Genomic DNA, 17,428 nt, shown 5'->3' with positions numbered 1-17,428 from the left:
CGCCCCGGAGGGGCACGCCGGAGCCGCTTATGCCGGTTCCGTGCGCGCCGGAGCCGGCCTGTGCACGGTGGCGCGGTTGTCGCTGCCGGGAGGGCCGCTCGCGCCCGGAGCCGCCCGGCGCTTCGTCGGCAACGTGCTCCAGGAGTGGGCGGATCACGAACTCCCGGGCACCGCGGCGTTCGGCGGCCGGCTCGTCGAGGACGCGCTCGTCGTGGTCAGCGAACTGGTCACCAACGCGGTCGTCCACGCCGGTACCGACGTCGAAGTGCTGTGCCGCCACGACCGCGACGACCGCACCGCCGCGGGCTGGCTCGTCGTCGAGGTCTCCGACCACCATCCCTCCCGCGCGGTACGCGACGAGGGCCCCGCCCGCCCGTACCTCGTCGAACGTCTTTACGGGGCCGCCGAGTACGGCCGGGGTCTGCGCCTCGTCGCGGCGGTCTCCGAGGCGTGGGGCATCACCTACCGGACCGGCACGAAGACCGTCTGGGCCCGGCTGTCGGTGGAGGGGGCGCTGGCGGTGGACGAGGGGGATGAGGGGGGCGATGGAATCCAGGGGGCCGCGGGCGGGCAGGGCCTTGGCGGAGTCGGGGGCGTCGCGGGAGTCGGGGTCGGGGGAGCTGCAGGGCTCGGGGGTGTCCGCGGATTCGGGGAGACGAGCGGGGGGTTGGGGACGAGCGACGGGTTGGGGACGGGGGCGTACGCCGGTCCTGAGGGCCATGGCGCCGGGGCGTACGCCGGTGTCGTGGAGCGGCAGGACGCGGGCGCCGAGGCCTACCCCGCCGGGCCTGGGGGCGGGGACGCGCGGGGGCACGCCGGTGAGGTCGGGCTCGGGCCCGAGGGCGAGCGGGGGCAGGGACGTGAACCCGAGGGGGTGGGCGACGGCCCGGAGACGGTTGGCCCGGTCGGCCTGGTGAACCCGGTGAACCCTGGCGGCTCCGTCGGCTTCCAGGACCCCGAGGACCACATCGGCTCGACCGGCCCGGTCGTCCAAGAGCCTGCCGATCTCATCGCGCCGGTTCCCCGGCGTTCGGTGGAGGGGGACCCGGAGTGGCTGAACCGGGGCGCCCTCTCGTTCCTCGCGGAGGCGTCGGACCTGCTCGCCGGACAGCTCGACGAGGACCTCGTCGCCGCGCTCGCCGGACAGCTCCTGGTGCCCCGCCTGGCCGACTGGTGCGCGGTGTGGCTGGAGGACGAGACTCTCGGCTGGCGCGGCTCCGACGGCTCGACCGGCCCCGCGCCCCGGCTCGCCCGGGTCTGGCACGGCAGCGAGAACCGCATCGAGGACCTCCGCAGGGCCCTGGAGCAGGACCCGCCGAGGCTCCCCGAGTCGGTGCGGTCGCGAGCGGTTCCGGTGCCGTGGCCACGGATGGGCGGCACGGGGGGTACCGGGGCCACGGGCACCTCGGGGAGTCCGGCCACCTCGGCGGACGGGACCGGCGACGGCACGGCTGGAGGGTTCCGAGGTCCCCACGAGGTCCGCAGGGCCCTGCCGGGCACGCTCACTCTCTCGGAGACAGTGGGAAGTTCGGGCGCTCCGGGAAGTGCGGGTGCACCAGGAAGCACGGGCGCGCCCGAGAGCGCGGCGGTGGCCGGGGCGGCTCCCGCGCCGCGGCGGGCCGGTGGGTCGGGGGCGCCGTCCGGGGGTCGGCGCGACGCGGCACCCGGAGCCGGTCCGGAGGGCGGGGCGGCGCTCGCGTACCGGTTGATCGCCGGTGGGCGGCCCCTCGGCACGCTCGTGATCGGCCGCGCCGGGCTGCTCCGCTTCCCCGACGAGGTGACCGGGCTAGTGGAGGACCTCAGCCGCCGCATAGCGCTGGCGATCGGGGCGGCCCGGCAGTACGCCCGCCAGGCCACCATCAGCCGTATCCTGCAGCGCGGGCTGCTCCCGGGCGCGGTCGCCGAGATCCCCGGTGTCACCAGCGCCCTCGTGTACGAGCCGCGCGACAAGGGCGGGCCCAGCGGCGACTTCTACGACCTGTTCCCGGCGGGCCGGGGGCGCTGGTGCTTCGCCCTCGGCGACGTCCAGGGCAAGGGCCCCGAGGCCGCCGTCGTCATCGGCCTGGCCCGGCCCTGGCTCCGGCTGCTCGCCCGCGAGGGCTACGGCGTCGCCGACGTGCTCGACCGCCTCAACCAGCTCCTCCTCGACGACGCCACCGAGACGGCCGACGCCGCCGCGCGGGCCCTGGTCACGGCGGGCGATCCCGGCCTCGTCGACCCCGAGGTGTCCCAGACCCGTTTCCTCTCCCTCCTGTACGGCGAACTCGTCCCGTTCGACGGCGGTGTCCGCTGCACCCTCGCCTCCGCCGGGCATCCGCTGCCGCTGCTCCTCGGCCCCGACGGCGGTGTACGGGTCGTGGCCCAGCCGCAGACCCTGCTCGGGGTGATCGAGGACGCGGAGTACGTCTCCGAGACGTTCGAGCTGCGCCCCGGCGACACGCTGCTGAGCGTGACCGACGGGGTGACCGAGCGGCGCAGCGGCTCCGTCATGTTCGACGACGGCGACGGCCTGGCGAGCGCGCTGGCCGGCTGCGCCGGGCTCAACGCCCAGCTGATCGCCGAACGGATACGCCGGCTCGTGCACGAGTTCGGGCAGGGCGCCCCGGAGGACGACCTGGCGCTGCTGGTCCTTCAGGCGGAGTAGCCGCGCGCGGACACCGGGAGCGGACCGCCCACCGATGACAGACGTACGGAGCCGGACGGCGGTGCGGAGCGCACGGCCGTCAGCAGGCGACGGCGGTCAGCAGGCGACGGCCGTCCGGGACCGCGGGCCGGTGCTGGACAATGGAACGCATGCCTTCCGCACTTCCCGACGGCGAGCCCGTTCCCGACGACGGGGCGCTGCCCGCGCACGCCCTGGCCGGGGCGGCCGAGCGGCCCCTCGGGTTCTATCTGCACGTCCCGTACTGCGCGACCCGCTGCGGGTACTGCGACTTCAACACCTACACCGCCACCGAGCTGCGCGGCACCGGCGGTGCGCTCGCGTCCCGTGACAACTACGCGGACACCGTCGTCGACGAGATCCGCCTCGCCCGCAAGGTCCTCGGCGACGACCCGCGGCCCGTCCGCACGGTCTTCGTCGGCGGCGGTACGCCCACGCTGCTGGCCGCCGCCGACCTCGTACGGATGCTCGGGGCGATCCGGGACGAGTTCGGACTCGCGGACGACGCCGAGGTGACGACGGAGGCGAACCCGGAGTCCGTGGACCCCGCGTACCTGGCGGCCCTGCGGGCAGGCGGCTTCAACCGGATCTCCTTCGGCATGCAGAGCGCCCGGCAGCACGTGCTGCGGATCCTCGACCGGACGCACACACCGGGGCGCCCCGAGGCGTGTGTCGCCGAGGCGCGCGCGGCCGGGTTCGAGCACGTCAACCTCGACCTGATCTACGGCACGCCCGGCGAGTCCGACGACGACTGGCGGGCCTCCCTGGACGCGGCGCTCGGCGCCGGGCCGGACCACGTCTCGGCGTACGCGCTGATCGTGGAGGAGGGCACCCGGCTCGCGCGGCGGATCCGGCGGGGCGAGGTGCCGATGACGGACGACGACGTGCACGCCGACCGCTATCTGATCGCCGAGGAGATGCTCTCGGCCGCGGGCTTCGACTGGTACGAGGTCTCCAACTGGGCGACCTCCGAGGCGGGCCGGTGCCTTCACAACGAGCTGTACTGGCGGGGCGCCGACTGGTGGGGCGCGGGACCGGGCGCGCACAGCCACGTCGGCGGCGTCCGCTGGTGGAACGTCAAGCATCCCGGGGCGTACGCGGGCGCGCTGGCGGCGGGGCGCTCGCCCGGCGCGGGCCGGGAGCTGCTGTCGGACGAGGACCGCCGGGTGGAGCGGATCCTGCTGGAGCTGAGGCTGCGCGAGGGCGTGCCGCTGGACCTGCTGCGGGAGGCCGGGCGCGCGGCCGCGCAGCGCGCGCTCACGGACGGGCTGCTGGCGCGGGAGCCGTACGACGACGGGCACGCGGTACTGACCCTGCGGGGCCGTCTCCTCGCCGACGCAGTCGTCCGCGACCTCGTGGACTGACCGGCGGGAGGCCGGCCCCCGGACCCCCGCCGGGCCCCGGGACCGCCCGGCCGTCCTGGGAACCCCTGGACCGCCGGGACCGGTAGGCTACCCCTCGCCGGCCGTGACGAAGTCGATCAGTTCCTCCACGCGGCCCAGCAACGCAGGCTCCAGATCCTTGTAGGACCGCACGCTCCCCAGGATCCGCTGCCACGCCGCACCGGTGTTTTCCGGCCATCCCAGCGCCCGGCACACCCCGGTCTTCCAGTCCTGGCCGCGCGGCACCCGCGGCCACGCCGCGATGCCCACGGACGACGGCTTGACCGCCTCCCAGACGTCGATGTACGGGTGGCCCACGACGAGGGCGTGTTCCCCGGTCACGGACGCGGCGATGCGGGACTCCTTGCTGCCGGGGACCAGGTGGTCGACCAGGACGCCCAGCCGGGCGTCGGGGCCGGGGGCGAAGTCCGCGACGATCGCCGGGAGGTCGTCGACGCCCTCCAGGTACTCCACCACCACGCCCTCGATCCGCAGGTCGTCGCCCCAGACCCGCTCGACCAGCTCGGCGTCGTGGCGGCCCTCCACATAGATGCGGCCGGCACGGGCCACCCGCGCGCGGGCGCCGGGAACGGCGACCGAGCCGGACGCCGTACGGGTCGGACGCGGCGGGCCGGCGGACGAGGGGCGCACCAGCGTCACCACCCGTCCCTCCAGCAGGAACCCCCGCGGCTCCAGCGGGAACACCCGGTGCTTGCCGAAGCGGTCCTCCAGGGTGACCGTGCCCGCCTCGCAGCGGATCACCGCACCGCAGAAACCGGTGTCGGCCTCCTCGACCACCAGACCAGGATCGGCCGGGACCTCGGGAACCGGCTGGGGCTTCTTCCACGGCGGGGTCAGATCCGGAGAGTACTGGCGCATTCGGATGACGATAGGAGAACCCGCGCCCGGAACGGCCGCCGCTCACCCCGACACGCCGAAGCGGTGCGCGAGCGCGTCGCGCTGGGCCCGGACGAACGCCGCGTCGACCACCGCCCCGTGCCCCGGCACGTACAGCGCGTCCTCACCGCCCAGCTCCAGGAGCCGGTCCAGGGCGGCCGGCCAGCGGGACGGCACGGCGTCCGGGCCGGCCTGGGGGTCGCCGGACTCCTCCACCAGGTCCCCGCAGAAGACGACCTCGGGGGCGGTGGACGAGCCGGGCACGAGGACCACCAGATCGTGCGGCGTGTGACCGGGGCCCACGTTCGCCAGCAGCACCCGCAGACCGCCGCCCAGATCCAGGGTCCACTCGCCGGAGACCTGGTGCCGGGGTCGTACGAGCAGGTCGGCGGCCTCGGCGGCGTCCTCGGCGGGGAGCCCGTGGCGGACCGCGTCGGCGCGCAGCCCGTCCCGCCCGGCGGTCAGGACGGCGTCCAGGCCCACCGCGCCGAAGACTTCCGCCCCGGCGAAGGCGGACGCCCCGAAGACATGGTCGAAGTGCGAGTGGGTGAGCGCGAGATGTGTCACACGGGAGCCGTCGAGCAGCGCGTGCGCCTGACCTCGCAACCGCGCGCCCTCCCGCAGGCTCGACCCCGCGTCGATCATCAGGGCCGCACCGTCCCCGGCCACCAGCCCGACCGTGCAGTCCCAGCCGGGGAGGCGGCACCGCCCGACCCGCGGCGCCACACCCTCCCACCCGCACTCTTCCCACGTCACCGTCATGGCCCGACCCTAGGGCGTGCTTCGAGAGTCCCGTCTGCTCCTCGGGCAGACGACGCTCCTTTCGAAACGCGCCCCAGGGCCCTTCCCGATGGATCTCCTTGGCGCCCGCGGTGTCCGAGATCCCGTAAGGCCCCCGGTGCCCCTGTGTCCCCCGTCACCCTCCGTCGGGCCCCTGCGGCCACCTGCGGCCACCTGCGGCCACCTGCCGCGCCGGTACCCGCCGGTAGGAAGCGGTGCGACATCGCCGGACAGGTCGGTACACCTCGGCACGACATCGCGGGACCGCCCTTGCCGGGGGCGTACCCCACCGCCGTACACTGGGCGGGGAGTGTTGGCACTCGCCTGCGGTGAGTGCCAGGGGGATCGCGCGGGAGACGAGCTGGAGGTGTGCGCGAATGCTCAGTGAACGCAGGCTCCAGGTGCTGCGCGCCATCGTCCAGGACTATGTGGGCACCGAGGAGCCGGTGGGGTCGAAGGCCCTGACCGAGCGGCACAACCTCGGCGTGTCCCCGGCGACCGTCCGCAACGACATGGCGGCGCTGGAGGACGAGGGCTACATCGCCCAGCCGCACACCAGTGCGGGCCGCATCCCCACCGACAAGGGGTACCGGCTGTTCGTCGACAAGCTGGCCGGCGTCAAGCCGATGACCGCGCCCGAGCGGCGCGCCATCCAGAACTTCCTGGACGGCGCCGTCGACCTGGACGACGTGGTCGCGCGGACCGTGCGCCTGCTCGCCCAGCTGACCCGGCAGGTCGCCGTCGTGCAGTACCCGTCGCTCACCCGTTCGACGGTGCGCCATGTGGAACTGCTGTCGCTGGCTCCGGCCAGGCTGATGCTCGTGCTGATCACGGACACCGGCCGGGTGGAGCAGCGGATGGTCGACTGCCCGGCTCCGTTCGGAGAAACGTCTCTCGCGGACCTGCGCGCCCGGCTGAACAGCCGGGTCGCGGGCCGCCGGTTCACCGACGTGCCCCGGCTGGTGGAGGACCTGCCGGAGGCGTTCGACGTCGAGGACCGGGGTACGGTCTCGACGGTGCTCTCCAGTCTGCTGGAGACCCTGGTCGAGGAGAACGAGGAGCGGCTGATGATCGGCGGCACCGCCAATCTGACCCGCTTCGGACATGACTTCCCCCTCACCATCCGGCCCGTCCTCGAAGCCCTTGAGGAACAGGTCGTCCTCCTCAAGTTGCTGGGGGAGGCGGGGGATTCGGGCATGACCGTCCGCATCGGCCACGAGAACGCGTATGAGGGACTCAACTCCACGTCCGTCGTCTCGGTCGGCTACGGTTCGGGCGGCGAGGCAGTCGCGAAACTGGGCGTGGTCGGACCTACGCGCATGGACTATCCGGGAACGATGGGAGCGGTACGAGCGGTGGCACGGTACGTCGGACAGATCCTGGCGGAGTCCTAAGTGGCCACGGACTACTACGCCGTACTCGGCGTGCGCCGCGACGCGTCCCAGGACGAGATCAAGAAGGCGTTCCGCAGGCTCGCTCGCGAGCTGCACCCGGACGTCAACCCCGATCCGAAGACGCAGGAGCGGTTCAAGGAGATCAACGCGGCGTACGAGGTTCTCTCGGACCCGCAGAAGAAGCAGGTCTACGACCTCGGCGGCGACCCGCTGTCCCAGTCGGGAGGCGGAGGCGCGGGCGGCTTCGGCGCGGGCGGCTTCGGGAACTTCTCGGACATCATGGACGCCTTCTTCGGTACGGCGTCCCAGCGCGGCCCCCGCTCGCGCACCCGCCGCGGCCAGGACGCGATGATCCGGCTGGAGGTCGACCTCGACGAGGCCGCTTTCGGCACGACTAAGGACATCCAGGTCGACACGGCCGTCGTGTGCGGCACCTGCAGCGGCGAGGGCGCGGCCCCCGGTACGAGCGCGCAGACCTGTGACATGTGCCGCGGTCGCGGTGAGGTCTCCCAGGTCACGCGGTCCTTCCTGGGCCAGGTCATGACCTCGCGGCCCTGCCCGCAGTGCCAGGGCTTCGGCACGATCGTCCCGAACCCGTGCCCCGAGTGCGCGGGCGACGGCCGGGTGCGGTCGCGGCGGACGCTGACGGTGAAGATCCCGGCCGGCGTCGACAACGGCACGCGCATCCAGCTCGCCGGTGAGGGCGAGGTCGGTCCCGGCGGCGGTCCCGCCGGCGACCTGTACGTCGAGATCCACGAGCTGCCGCACCCGACGTTCCAGCGGCGCGGCGACGACCTCCACTGCACGGTGACGATCCCCATGACCGCGGCGGCGCTCGGCACGAAGGTGCCGCTGGAGACGCTCGACGGTCTGGAGGAGGTCGACATCCGGCCCGGCACCCAGTCCGGCCAGTCGATCCCGCTGCACGGGCGCGGCGTCACGCACCTGCGCGGCGGGGGCCGTGGCGACCTCATCGTCCACGTCGAGGTGCAGACCCCGACGAAGCTCGACCCCGAGCAGGAGCAGCTGCTGCGGCAGCTCGCCGCACTGCGGGGGGAGGAGCGGCCGACGGGGCAGTTCCAGCCGGGCCAGCAGGGGTTGTTCTCGCGGCTGAAGGACGCGTTCAACGGGCGCTGACGGCTGGCGGCTGACTGCTGTTCGTGTGGCCGCGGCCGCCGCTGCGGGTGCAGGTGCGGGTGACGTGGTCGCCCGCGTGGTTCCCCCCCCCGTCCCTTCGGGGGCGGGGCGGTGACCGATGCGGCTCCGCCGCGCGCCCGCACCTGATCCCCGGCCCCCCGCGCACCCGATCGGCCCACCCGCTCGCGGCCCCACCCGATTCGGACCCGCTTCGGCGGCGTGACACCATGCGGCCATGTCCTCCTCCGCACTGACCGATCTCTTTCCCCTCCCGATCGTGCAGGCCCCGATGGCGGGCGGTGTCTCCGTCCCCGCACTGGCCGCCGCCGTGTCCGAGGCCGGGGGCCTGGGTTTCCTGGCCGCCGGGTACAAGACGGCCGACGGGATGTACCAGGAGATCAACGCGCTCCGGGCGCTCACCTCGCGCCCGTTCGGCGTGAACCTGTTCATGCCGCAGCCCGAGTACTCGGAGCCCGCCGCCGTCGAGGTGTACGCGGAACAGCTGGCCGGCGAGGCCTCCTGGTACGAGACGGACCTGGGCGACCCCGACAGCGGGCGGGACGACGGCTACGAGGCCAAGCTCGCCGTCCTCCTCGACGACCCGGTCCCGGTCGTCTCCTTCCACTTCGGCTGCCCGACCCCCGAGGTCATCGAGTCCCTCGCCCGCAAGGGCACCCTGACCCTCGTCACCGCGACCTCCGCCGAGGAGGCGCAGGCCGTCGAGCGGTCGGGCGCCCACGCCGTGATCGTGCAGGGCGTCGAGGCCGGCGGCCACCAGGGCACCCACCGGGACGACCCCGAGCGGGACTGCGCCGGCATCGGACTGCTCGCCCTCGTCGCCCAGGTCCGGGAGGCCGTGGCGCTGCCGGTCGTCGCGGCCGGCGGGATCATGCGCGGCGGCCAGATCGCCGCCCTCCTCACCGCGGGCGCGAGCGCCGCCCAGCTCGGTACCGCGTTCCTCGCCACGCCCGAGTCCGGTGCCGCCGCCGTGCACAAGCGGGCCCTGACCGACCCCCTGTTCGTCCGTACGGAGCTGACCCGCGCCTTCTCCGGGCGCCCGGCCCGGGGCCTGGTCAACCGCTTCATGCGCGAGCACGGCCCCTACGCGCCCGTCGCCTACCCCGAGGTCCACCACCTGACGTCGCCGCTGCGCAAGGCCGCCGCCAAGGCCGGGGACGCGCAGGGCATGGCCCTGTGGGCCGGGCAGGGGCACCGGATGGCGCGGGAACTGCCCGCCGGGGAACTGGTCGCGGCCCTGGCCGCCGAGATCGCGCAGGCACAGGCCGCGGTCGTCTCCGCCGGGATCGGGACCACCGGACCGGGCTCCGCCTCCGCGCCGGCGTCCCCGTCCGGTGCCGACGCGGACGGCACCGGGGACGCGGCGGGCGGTGAGGGCCGATGACCGCTCCCGTCTTCGTCGTCGAGTCGCTGGAACTGCCCCCCGGCAGCGGTGGCGAGTTCGTCCTCGACGGACCCGAGGGGCGGCACGCCGTCTCCGTGAAGCGGCTGCGGCCCGGCGAGGACGTCGTCCTCACCGACGGCCGCGGGCACTGGGCCGAGGGGATCGTCAAGGCGGCCGAGGGCAAGGACCGGCTCGTCGTGATGGACCTGGAGTCCGTCCACGAGGAGCCCGCCGCCCGGCCCCGGATCACCGTCGTGCAGGCGTTGCCGAAGGGGGACCGGGGCGAGCTGGCCGTCGAGACCATGACCGAGGTCGGGATCGACGCGATCGTGCCGTGGGCGGCGTCGCGGTGCATCACCCAGTGGAAGGGCGAGCGCGGGCTCAAGGCCCTCGCGAAGTGGCGGGCGACCGCGCGGGAGGCGGGCAAGCAGTCACGGCGCGTCCGGTTCCCCGAGGTCGGGGAACTGGCCACCGGCAAGCAGGTCGCCGAGCTGCTCGCGGCAGCGGACTTCGCGGGTGTCCTGCACGAGAGCGGTGACGCCGCGCTGGCCTCGGCCGAACTCCCCACCGCCGGGGAGATCGTGCTGGTCGTGGGCCCCGAAGGCGGCGTGTCCCCGGAGGAGTTGGCGCTGTTCGCGCAGGCCGGGGCGCAGGCGTACCGGCTGGGGCCGAGCGTTCTGCGGACGTCCACCGCGGGGACGGCGGCAGGGGCGTTGCTGCTGACGCGTACGGGGCGTTGGGGGTGACCGGGCGCCTTGTGGCGCGGGGGTGCGCGGTGCGTCCGTGGGTGCGGGTGCGGGTGCGGGTGCGGGTGCGGGTGCGTCCTGGTTTCCCGCCCGGTTCCCCGCGCCCCTGACGAGCGACCGGGGCTGCGCCCCGTGCCTTTCGGCGTGACACCTGTGGCTCCGCCGCGTGGGCGCGCGCGACCACACACACCACCCGCACCCGCCAACGCGCCCCCGCTCCCGCGTTCCTGGGCGCGACGGACGGATAACCGCGGCCCCTCGGGGAACACCGGGGATGAGCGGAGCGGAACCATGGCCGCTTGTGGTCTTTCCGGGTCGGGACCCGTGGTGGGAGGGTGGCGTCCATGGGGGTTTCGGGACGAGTACGGGTGAATCGGTCCGGTGCGCGTCGGCTGTGGGCGCGGGCCGGACTCGGCGTCGTGGCGGTCGTCACGCTCGTGGCCTGCGAGGGGGGTGGGATCAACACCGGCGCGGTCGCCTTCACCACGGACCAGATGGGGACCAGGGAACTGGAGCGGCACGGCGTCGACGTCCAGTGGCTCACCTGCACGGCCTCGTACGGCGGCGGAGACCGGGGCGACAAGGGTGACAACGGCGGTGACGGCGGCGACAGGAAGAAGTCCGCCTCGTCCTCCGCCTCCGCCTCCGTCGACACCGTGGCGGACGTGAACTGCGAGGGCGAGGACAAGAAGGGCCGGGACATCACGATCACCGGGAAGGTGACCAAGGAGGTCGACGGCAAGTGCGTCCGCGGTGACCTGACCGCCAAGGTCGACGGCAAGCAGCGGTTCCACGTCGACGTGCTCGGCAACTGCAACGCGCCCGACCCCACCCCCGGAACACCGGACGGGCCCGGACAGCCCGGCCCCACCGCGACGGTCACGGTCACCCAGACCGTCTGGTGCCAGAGGGACCCGCAGTGCTGGCCGGAGGGGAAGTAGCCGGGGGCCCGGGGCGCGAAGGGGGCATGTGCGGTGTGTGGGGGGCGACATGATCCGAACGTCTCCCCAGACGCCCGTGCGCTGCTTACAGTGACCGGGTGACTCAGACCGCACCGTCCACACCGTCCGTACAGGCAGCTCAGGCCGCCCAGGCTGGGCGAGCCGTCCAGTCCGCCCCGTCCGTCCCGGACGCCCAGTCTGCCGCTTCCGTCCCATCGGCGTATTTCCGATTCCCGCACCTGCACGGCGACTTGGTCACCTTCACCGCCGAGGACGACGTCTGGGTCGCCCCTCTCGACGGCGGTCGTGCGTGGCGGGTCAGCGCGGACAACACGCCCGTCAACCACCCGCGCATCTCCCCGGACGGCACGCTCGTCGCGTGGACCTCCACCCGGGACGGCGCCCCCGAGGTGCATGTCGCGCCCGTCGACGGCGGTCCCGCCAAGCGCCTGACCCACTGGGGCAGTTGGCGCACCCAGGTGCGCGGCTGGACCCCCGACGGGCAGGTCCTCGCCCTCAGCACCCAGGGACAGGCCAGCCTGCGGCAGAGCTGGGCGCGGGCGGTACCGCTGGACGGCGGACCCGCCACGACACTGCCGTACGGACCGGTCGGCCACGTCGCGTACGGCCCGGCCACCGTGCTGCTGTCCGCGCCGATGGGCCGCGAGGCCGCCTGGTGGAAGCGGTACCGGGGCGGCACCGCGGGCAAGCTGTGGATCGACCGCGACGGCGACGGCGAGTTCGTCCGGCTCCACGCCGACCTCGACGGGAACCTGGAGTACCCCCTGTGGGTGGGCGACCGGATCGCGTTCCTCTCCGACCACGAGGGCGTCGGCGCGCTGTACTCCTCGCTCGCGGACGGCTCCGACCTGCGGCGCCACACCCCGGACGGGGGAGGCTTCTACGCCCGGCACGCGGCCACCGACGGCACCCGGGTCGTGTACGCGTCCGCCGGTGAACTGTGGCTGCTCGACGACCTCGACGGGGCCGAGCCGCGCAGGATCGACGTCCGGCTGGGCGGCCAGCGCGTCGACCTCCAGCCGTACCAGGTGAACGCCTCCCGCTGGTTCGGCTCCGCCTCACCCGACCACACCGCCCGGGGCAGCGCGGTCGCCGTCCGCGGTGCCGTCCACTGGGTCACCCACCGCTCCGGCCCCGCCCGGGCGCTCGCCGCCGAGCACGGGGTGCGGGCCCGGCTGCCGCACGCCTTCCGCGTGGAGGGCGAGGAATGGGTGGTGTGGGTGACGGACGCGGAGGGCGACGACGCCCTGGAGTTCGCCCCCGCCACCGGTGCCGCACCGGGCACGACCCCACGCCGGCTCGCCGCCGGACAGCTGGGCCGGGTCCTCGGGCTCGCCGTGGCCCCCGACGGCAGCCGGGTCGCCGTCGCCGCACACGACGGGCGGGTCCTGCTCGTCGAACGGGAGACGGGCGAGGTCAGGGAGGTCGACCGCAGCGAGGACGGCGAGGTGACCGGGCTCGTCTTCTCGCCCGACTCGGGCTGGCTCGCCTGGTCGCACCCCGGCGCACGCCCCCTGCGCCAGCTCAAGCTCGCCAACACCGCCGACCTGTCCGTCACCGAGGCCACCCCGCTGCGCTTCCAGGACTTCTCCCCGGCGTTCACCCTCGACGGCAAGCACCTGGCCTTCCTCTCCGCGCGCGCCTTCGACCCCGTCTACGACGAACACGTCTTCGACCTGCACTTCGTCAGCGGCGCCCGCCCGCACCTCATCACGCTCGCCGCGACCACGCCGTCGCCGTTCGGGCCGCAGCGCCACGGCCGGCCGTTCGAGGCGTCCGACAAGGAGGAGACCCCGGACAGCGAGGGCGCCCCCGTCACCCGTATCGACCTCGAAGGGCTCGCCGACCGGATCGTGCCGTTCCCCGTCGAGGCCGCCCGCTACTCCACGCTCCGCGCCGCCAAGGACGGCGTGCTGTGGCTGCGCCACCCCGTCACCGGTGTCCTCGGCCATGCGCGGGCCACCCCCGACGACCCCGACCCGAAGACGTCCCTGGAGCGGTACGACCTCGCCCAGCGGCGCCTGGAGTACCTCGCCTCCGACGCCGAGCACTACGCCGTCAGCGGCGACGGCAAGCGGGTCCTGCTGTGGACCGACGGCAAACTCAAGGTCGTCCCCAGCGACCGGCGGGCCTCGGGCGACGACGACAGCGACAGCAACATCACCGTCGACCTCGGCCGGGTGCGGCAGACCGTCGACCCGGCCGCCGAGTGGCGGCAGATGTTCGACGAGACCGGCCGCCTCATGCGGGACAACTTCTGGCACCCCGACCTCGGCGGCGTCGACTGGCAGGCCGTCCTCGACCGCTACCGGCCCGTCCTCGACCGGGTCGCCACCCACGACGACCTCGTCGACCTGCTGTGGGAGGTGCAGGGCGAACTGGGCACGTCGCACGCCTACGTCACCCCGCGCGGCGGCGGCGGCTTCGCGGACCGGCGGCAGGGTCTCCTCGGCGCGGACATCTCCCGGCACGAGGACGGGACCTGGCGCATCGACCGCGTCCTGCCCTCCGAGACGTCCGACCCCGACGCGCACGCGCCGCTCGCCGCGCCCGGCGTAGCCGTCCGGGCCGGGGACGCGATCGTCGCCGTCGGCGGACAGCCCGTCGACCCCGTGGCCGGGCCCGGACCGCTGCTCGTCGGCACCGCGGGCAAGCCGGTCGAACTGACCGTCCTGCCCTCCGGCGGCGGCGACCCCCGCCACGCCGTGGTGGTGCCCCTCGCGGACGAGGAGCCGCTGCGGTACCACGCGTGGGTGGCGGACCGGCGGGCGTACGTCCACGAGAAGTCCGGCGGACGGCTCGGCTATCTGCACGTGCCCGACATGGTCGGGTCCGGCTGGGCGCAGCTCCACCGGGACCTGCGGGTCGAGGTGGCGCGGGAGGGTCTCGTCGTGGACGTCCGGGAGAACCGGGGCGGACACACCTCGCAGCTCGTCGTGGAGAAACTGGCGCGGCGGATCGTGGGCTGGGACCTGCCGCGCGGGATGCGGCCGATCAGCTACCCCGACGACGCGCCCCGCGGCCCCGTCGTCGCCGTCGCCAACGAGTTCTCCGGGTCCGACGGGGACATCGTGAACGCGGCGATCAAGGCGCTCGGGATCGGGCCGGTCGTCGGGACGCGGACCTGGGGCGGGGTCGTCGGGATCGACAGCCGCTACCGGCTCGTCGACGGGACGCTGGTGACCCAGCCGAAGTACGCGTTCTGGCTGGAGGGGTACGGGTGGGGCGTCGAGAACCACGGCGTCGATCCGGACGTCGAGGTCGTGCAGACCCCGCAGGACCATGCGGCCGGACGTGATCCGCAGCTGGACGAGGCGATCCGGATCGCGTTGGCGGGGCTGGAGGAGACCCCGGCGAAGACGGCGCCCGCGCTGCCGCGTCAGGAGCCGGGCGCCTCATAGCCGGGGGTACATGTGGTGCGGCGGGCGCGGGTGGCGTGTGGTTTCTCGCGCGGTTGTCCGCGCCCCTGGAGAAGCGGGGGCCCGCGGCCCCGTGCTCTTCCGGTGAAGGGCGGGCCGCGGGCCCGGCCCTTCAGGGACGCGGACAACCCCCACCCACCCGCACCCGCACTCCTGTTTGCGCAGCGACGCCGCACCCCGGTCGCTACGATGGCGCGCGTAGTGATCACAGTGGCGGAGCGGAGGCGACGTATGGCAGGGGAGCCGCAGGACGACTGTCTGTTCTGCAAGATCGTGGCGGGGCACGTACCGGCGACGATCGTGAGGGAGTCGGAGACGACCGTCGCGTTCCGGGACATCAACCCGCAGGCGCCGACGCACGTCCTGGTGATCCCGAAGGCGCACTATCCGGACGCCGCCTCGCTCGCCACCGCGGCCCCCGCGCTCGCCGCGGACGTCCTGCGCGAGACCCAGGCCGTCGCGGACGAGGACAAGCTGGACAGCTACCGCGTCGTCTTCAACACCGGCGGCGGCGCCGGCCAGACCGTCTGGCACGCCCACGCGCACGTCATCGGCGGCCGTGGCCTCCAGTGGCCCCCCGGGTGACGAGCCGTGTCCTCACGTGAACTGGTGGTCCTCGGCACCGCCAGCCAGGTCCCGACCCGCCACCGCAACCACAACGGCTACCTCCTGCGGTGGGACGGCCAGGGCCTGCTGTTCGACCCCGGCGAGGGCACCCAGCGCCAGATGCTGCGCGCCGGTGTCGCCGCGCACGACCTGAACCGCCTGTGCGTCACCCACTTCCACGGTGACCACTCGCTCGGGCTCGCCGGCGTCATCCAGCGCATCAACCTCGACCGGGTCCCGCACGCGATCACCGCGCACTACCCGCGCTCCGGGAAACGGTTCTTCGACCGGCTGCGGTACGCGACGGCGTACCGGGAGACCGTGCCGATCACGGAGGTCCCCGTCGACGGGGAGGGCGCCGTGCTGGCCGCCACCCCCGCGTACACGCTCGACGCGCGCAAGCTGTCCCACCCGGTGGAGTCGTACGGCTACCGGCTCGTCGAACCCGACGGGCGCCGCATGCTGCCCGAACGGCTCGCCGCGCACGGGGTCTCGGGGCCGGACATCGGGCGGCTCCAGCGAGAGGGCGGCCTCGGCGGTGTGTCGCTGGACGACGTGAGTGAGCTGCGGCGCGGACAGCGGTTCGCGTTCATCATGGACACCCGGCTGTGCGACGGCGTGTACGCCCTCGCGGACGGCGTCGACATGCTCGTCATCGAGTCCACCTTCCTCAACGAGGACATCGAACTCGCCGTCGACCACGGTCATCTGACCGCCGGTCAGGCGGCCTCCGTGGCCCACGACTGCGGCGTACGGCACCTCGTGCTGACCCACTTCAGTCAGCGCTACACGGAGCCGGACGAGTTCGAACGGCAGGCGCGGGCCGCCGGGTTCGAGGGGGAGCTGAGCGTGGCGCACGACCTGATGCGGGTGGCCCTGCCGAAACGGCGGTGACCCCCGCACGGATGCGGATATGCGGCATGCCGGACGTACCATGCTTCGATGTCCCTCCCCAAAGCTGAACTGCACCTGCACATCGAAGGAACCCTGGAGCCGGAGCTGGCGTTCGAGCTGGCCGCGCGGAACGGGGTGAGCCTGCCGTACGCCGACACGGACGCGCTCCGCGAGGCGTACCGGTTCGAGGACCTCCAGTCGTTCCTGAACCTGTACTACGAACTCATGGCCGTGCTCCGCACCGAGCGGGACTTCGCGGACCTCGCCGACGCCTATCTCACCCGGGCCGCGGCGCAGGGCGTGCGGCACGTGGAGATGTTCTTCGACCCGCAGGCGCACACCGCCCGCGGGGTGGCCATGGGCACCGTCGTCGAGGGGCTGTGGCGGGCGCTGGAGAAGAGCGAGGAGACCCACGGGATCTCCACCCGGCTCATCATGTGCTTCCTGCGCGACGAGTCCGCCGCCTCCGCCATGGAGACGCTGCGGGCCGCCGGGCCCTACCTCGACCGGATCACCGGCGTCGGGCTCGACTCCGCCGAGGTCGGGCACCCGCCGGTCAAGTTCCGCGAGGTGTACGAGGCCGCCGCCGCGCTCGGACTGCGGCGGGTCGCCCACGCGGGCGAGGAGGGACCGCCGGAGTACATCACGCAGGCCCTGGACGTCCTCGGTGTCGAGCGGGTCGACCACGGGCTGCGCTGCATGGAGGACCCGGCGCTCGTGGAGCGGCTCGTGCGTGAGCGGATCCCGCTGACGCTGTGTCCGCTGTCCAACGTCCGGCTGCGCACCGTCGACACCCTCGCCGACCACCCGCTGCCCGCCATGCTCGACGCGGGGCTACTGTGCACGGTCAACTCCGACGACCCCGCCTACTTCGGCGGCTACGTCGGCGACAACTTCGACGCCGTGCGCCGCACCCTCGGCCTCGGCGAGGAGCGGCTGCGGGAGCTGGCCCGCAACTCCTTCACCGCCTCCTTCCTGGAGGACGACGAGGAGCGGCGGGCCCGGTGCCTCGCGGAGGTCGACGCGTACGAGTTCTGACCTGGACGTCTGTACGAGTTCTGATCTGTGCGAGGTCTGAGGCGTACGCGTTCTGAGACGTACGAGGTCTGAGACCTAGGGGTTCTGACGTCTACGGGCTCTGGTGGGG

Annotated in this window: 13 protein-coding genes; 11 read left to right on the top strand and 2 right to left on the bottom strand. The window is 73.9% G+C overall.

All coding sequences use genetic code 11. The features are described 5' to 3' along the window. The first annotated feature begins 40 nt into the window (after positions 1-40). Together GSY65_RS33725 and hemW are read left to right on the top strand one after the other, a co-directional pair. Positions 41-2,644, top strand: coding sequence for a SpoIIE family protein phosphatase (locus tag GSY65_RS33725; protein WP_443043211.1), 2,604 nt, complete (start codon positions 41-43; stop codon positions 2,642-2,644). 149 nt (positions 2,645-2,793) lie between these two features. Beyond that, on the top strand, positions 2,794-4,026 hold the full coding sequence (gene hemW / locus GSY65_RS12105; protein ID WP_159767343.1) for a radical SAM family heme chaperone HemW: 1,233 nt from the start codon (positions 2,794-2,796) through the stop codon (positions 4,024-4,026). A gap of 87 nt (positions 4,027-4,113) precedes the next feature. Here the strand turns inward: hemW and GSY65_RS12100 are convergent, their stop codons facing one another. Further along, entirely contained in the window at positions 4,114-4,923 is an 810-nt protein-coding gene (locus tag GSY65_RS12100) for a DUF3097 domain-containing protein (protein ID WP_159767342.1), read from the bottom strand. 42 nt (positions 4,924-4,965) lie between these two features. Beyond that, positions 4,966-5,703 carry an MBL fold metallo-hydrolase gene (locus GSY65_RS12095; protein ID WP_159767341.1) on the bottom strand — a complete coding sequence of 246 codons (738 nt, stop codon included), beginning with the start codon at positions 5,701-5,703 and terminating at the stop codon, positions 4,966-4,968. A gap of 395 nt (positions 5,704-6,098) precedes the next feature. Between GSY65_RS12095 and hrcA the strand changes: the two genes are divergently transcribed. The 9 genes from hrcA (at position 6,099) to GSY65_RS12050 (ending at position 17,319) form a co-directional block, all read left to right on the top strand. After that, positions 6,099-7,115, top strand: coding sequence for a heat-inducible transcriptional repressor HrcA (gene hrcA / locus GSY65_RS12090; protein WP_159767340.1), 1,017 nt, complete (start codon positions 6,099-6,101; stop codon positions 7,113-7,115). Beyond that, complete coding sequence (gene dnaJ, locus GSY65_RS12085; RefSeq protein WP_055543006.1) at positions 7,116-8,252, top strand: molecular chaperone DnaJ; 1,137 nt, start codon at positions 7,116-7,118, stop codon at positions 8,250-8,252. A gap of 235 nt (positions 8,253-8,487) precedes the next feature. Next, positions 8,488-9,654, top strand: coding sequence for a nitronate monooxygenase (locus tag GSY65_RS12080; protein WP_159767339.1), 1,167 nt, complete (start codon positions 8,488-8,490; stop codon positions 9,652-9,654). After that, positions 9,651-10,400 carry a 16S rRNA (uracil(1498)-N(3))-methyltransferase gene (locus tag GSY65_RS12075; RefSeq protein ID WP_159767338.1) on the top strand — a complete coding sequence of 250 codons (750 nt, stop codon included), beginning with the start codon at positions 9,651-9,653 and terminating at the stop codon, positions 10,398-10,400. The genes GSY65_RS12080 and GSY65_RS12075 overlap by 4 nt, the downstream gene beginning before the upstream one ends. Positions 10,401-10,744: 344 nt before the next feature. After that, positions 10,745-11,341: a hypothetical protein gene (locus GSY65_RS12070; RefSeq protein WP_443043210.1), complete on the top strand. Its 597-nt coding sequence runs from the start codon at positions 10,745-10,747 to the stop codon at positions 11,339-11,341. Positions 11,342-11,592: 251 nt separating this feature from the next. Then, positions 11,593-14,763, top strand: a complete 3,171-nt coding sequence (locus tag GSY65_RS12065; RefSeq protein WP_236580200.1) for a S41 family peptidase — start codon at positions 11,593-11,595, stop codon at positions 14,761-14,763. A gap of 249 nt (positions 14,764-15,012) precedes the next feature. Continuing rightward, positions 15,013-15,366: a histidine triad nucleotide-binding protein gene (locus GSY65_RS12060; RefSeq protein WP_159767337.1), complete on the top strand. Its 354-nt coding sequence runs from the start codon at positions 15,013-15,015 to the stop codon at positions 15,364-15,366. Positions 15,367-15,372: 6 nt separating this feature from the next. Then, positions 15,373-16,281 carry a ribonuclease Z gene (locus tag GSY65_RS12055; protein ID WP_159767336.1) on the top strand — a complete coding sequence of 303 codons (909 nt, stop codon included), beginning with the start codon at positions 15,373-15,375 and terminating at the stop codon, positions 16,279-16,281. 48 nt (positions 16,282-16,329) lie between these two features. Continuing rightward, complete coding sequence (locus GSY65_RS12050; RefSeq protein WP_159767335.1) at positions 16,330-17,319, top strand: adenosine deaminase; 990 nt, start codon at positions 16,330-16,332, stop codon at positions 17,317-17,319. The last annotated feature ends 109 nt before the right edge of the window (positions 17,320-17,428 follow it).

This window comes from Streptomyces sp. HM190, from assembly GCF_009857135.1.
In the GTDB taxonomy this organism is placed as follows: Bacteria; Actinomycetota; Actinomycetes; order Streptomycetales; family Streptomycetaceae; genus Streptomyces; species Streptomyces heilongjiangensis.
The sequence above is the reverse complement of the archived record's forward strand: the minus strand, read 5'-3'. Positions and strand labels throughout refer to the sequence as shown.

Coding starts and splice junctions, on each gene's coding strand:
- GSY65_RS12080 (WP_159767339.1), top strand. CDS start 8,488: ATGTCCTCCTCCGCACTGACCGATCTCTTTCCCCTCCCGATCGTGCAG.
- GSY65_RS12075 (WP_159767338.1), top strand. CDS start 9,651: ATGACCGCTCCCGTCTTCGTCGTCGAGTCGCTGGAACTGCCCCCCGGC.
- GSY65_RS12070 (WP_443043210.1), top strand. CDS start 10,745: ATGGGGGTTTCGGGACGAGTACGGGTGAATCGGTCCGGTGCGCGTCGG.
- GSY65_RS12060 (WP_159767337.1), top strand. CDS start 15,013: ATGGCAGGGGAGCCGCAGGACGACTGTCTGTTCTGCAAGATCGTGGCG.
- hrcA (WP_159767340.1), top strand. CDS start 6,099: ATGCTCAGTGAACGCAGGCTCCAGGTGCTGCGCGCCATCGTCCAGGAC.
- GSY65_RS12095 (WP_159767341.1), bottom strand. CDS start 5,703: ATGACGGTGACGTGGGAAGAGTGCGGGTGGGAGGGTGTGGCGCCGCGG.
- GSY65_RS12100 (WP_159767342.1), bottom strand. CDS start 4,923: ATGCGCCAGTACTCTCCGGATCTGACCCCGCCGTGGAAGAAGCCCCAG.
- hemW (WP_159767343.1), top strand. CDS start 2,794: ATGCCTTCCGCACTTCCCGACGGCGAGCCCGTTCCCGACGACGGGGCG.
- GSY65_RS12050 (WP_159767335.1), top strand. CDS start 16,330: ATGTCCCTCCCCAAAGCTGAACTGCACCTGCACATCGAAGGAACCCTG.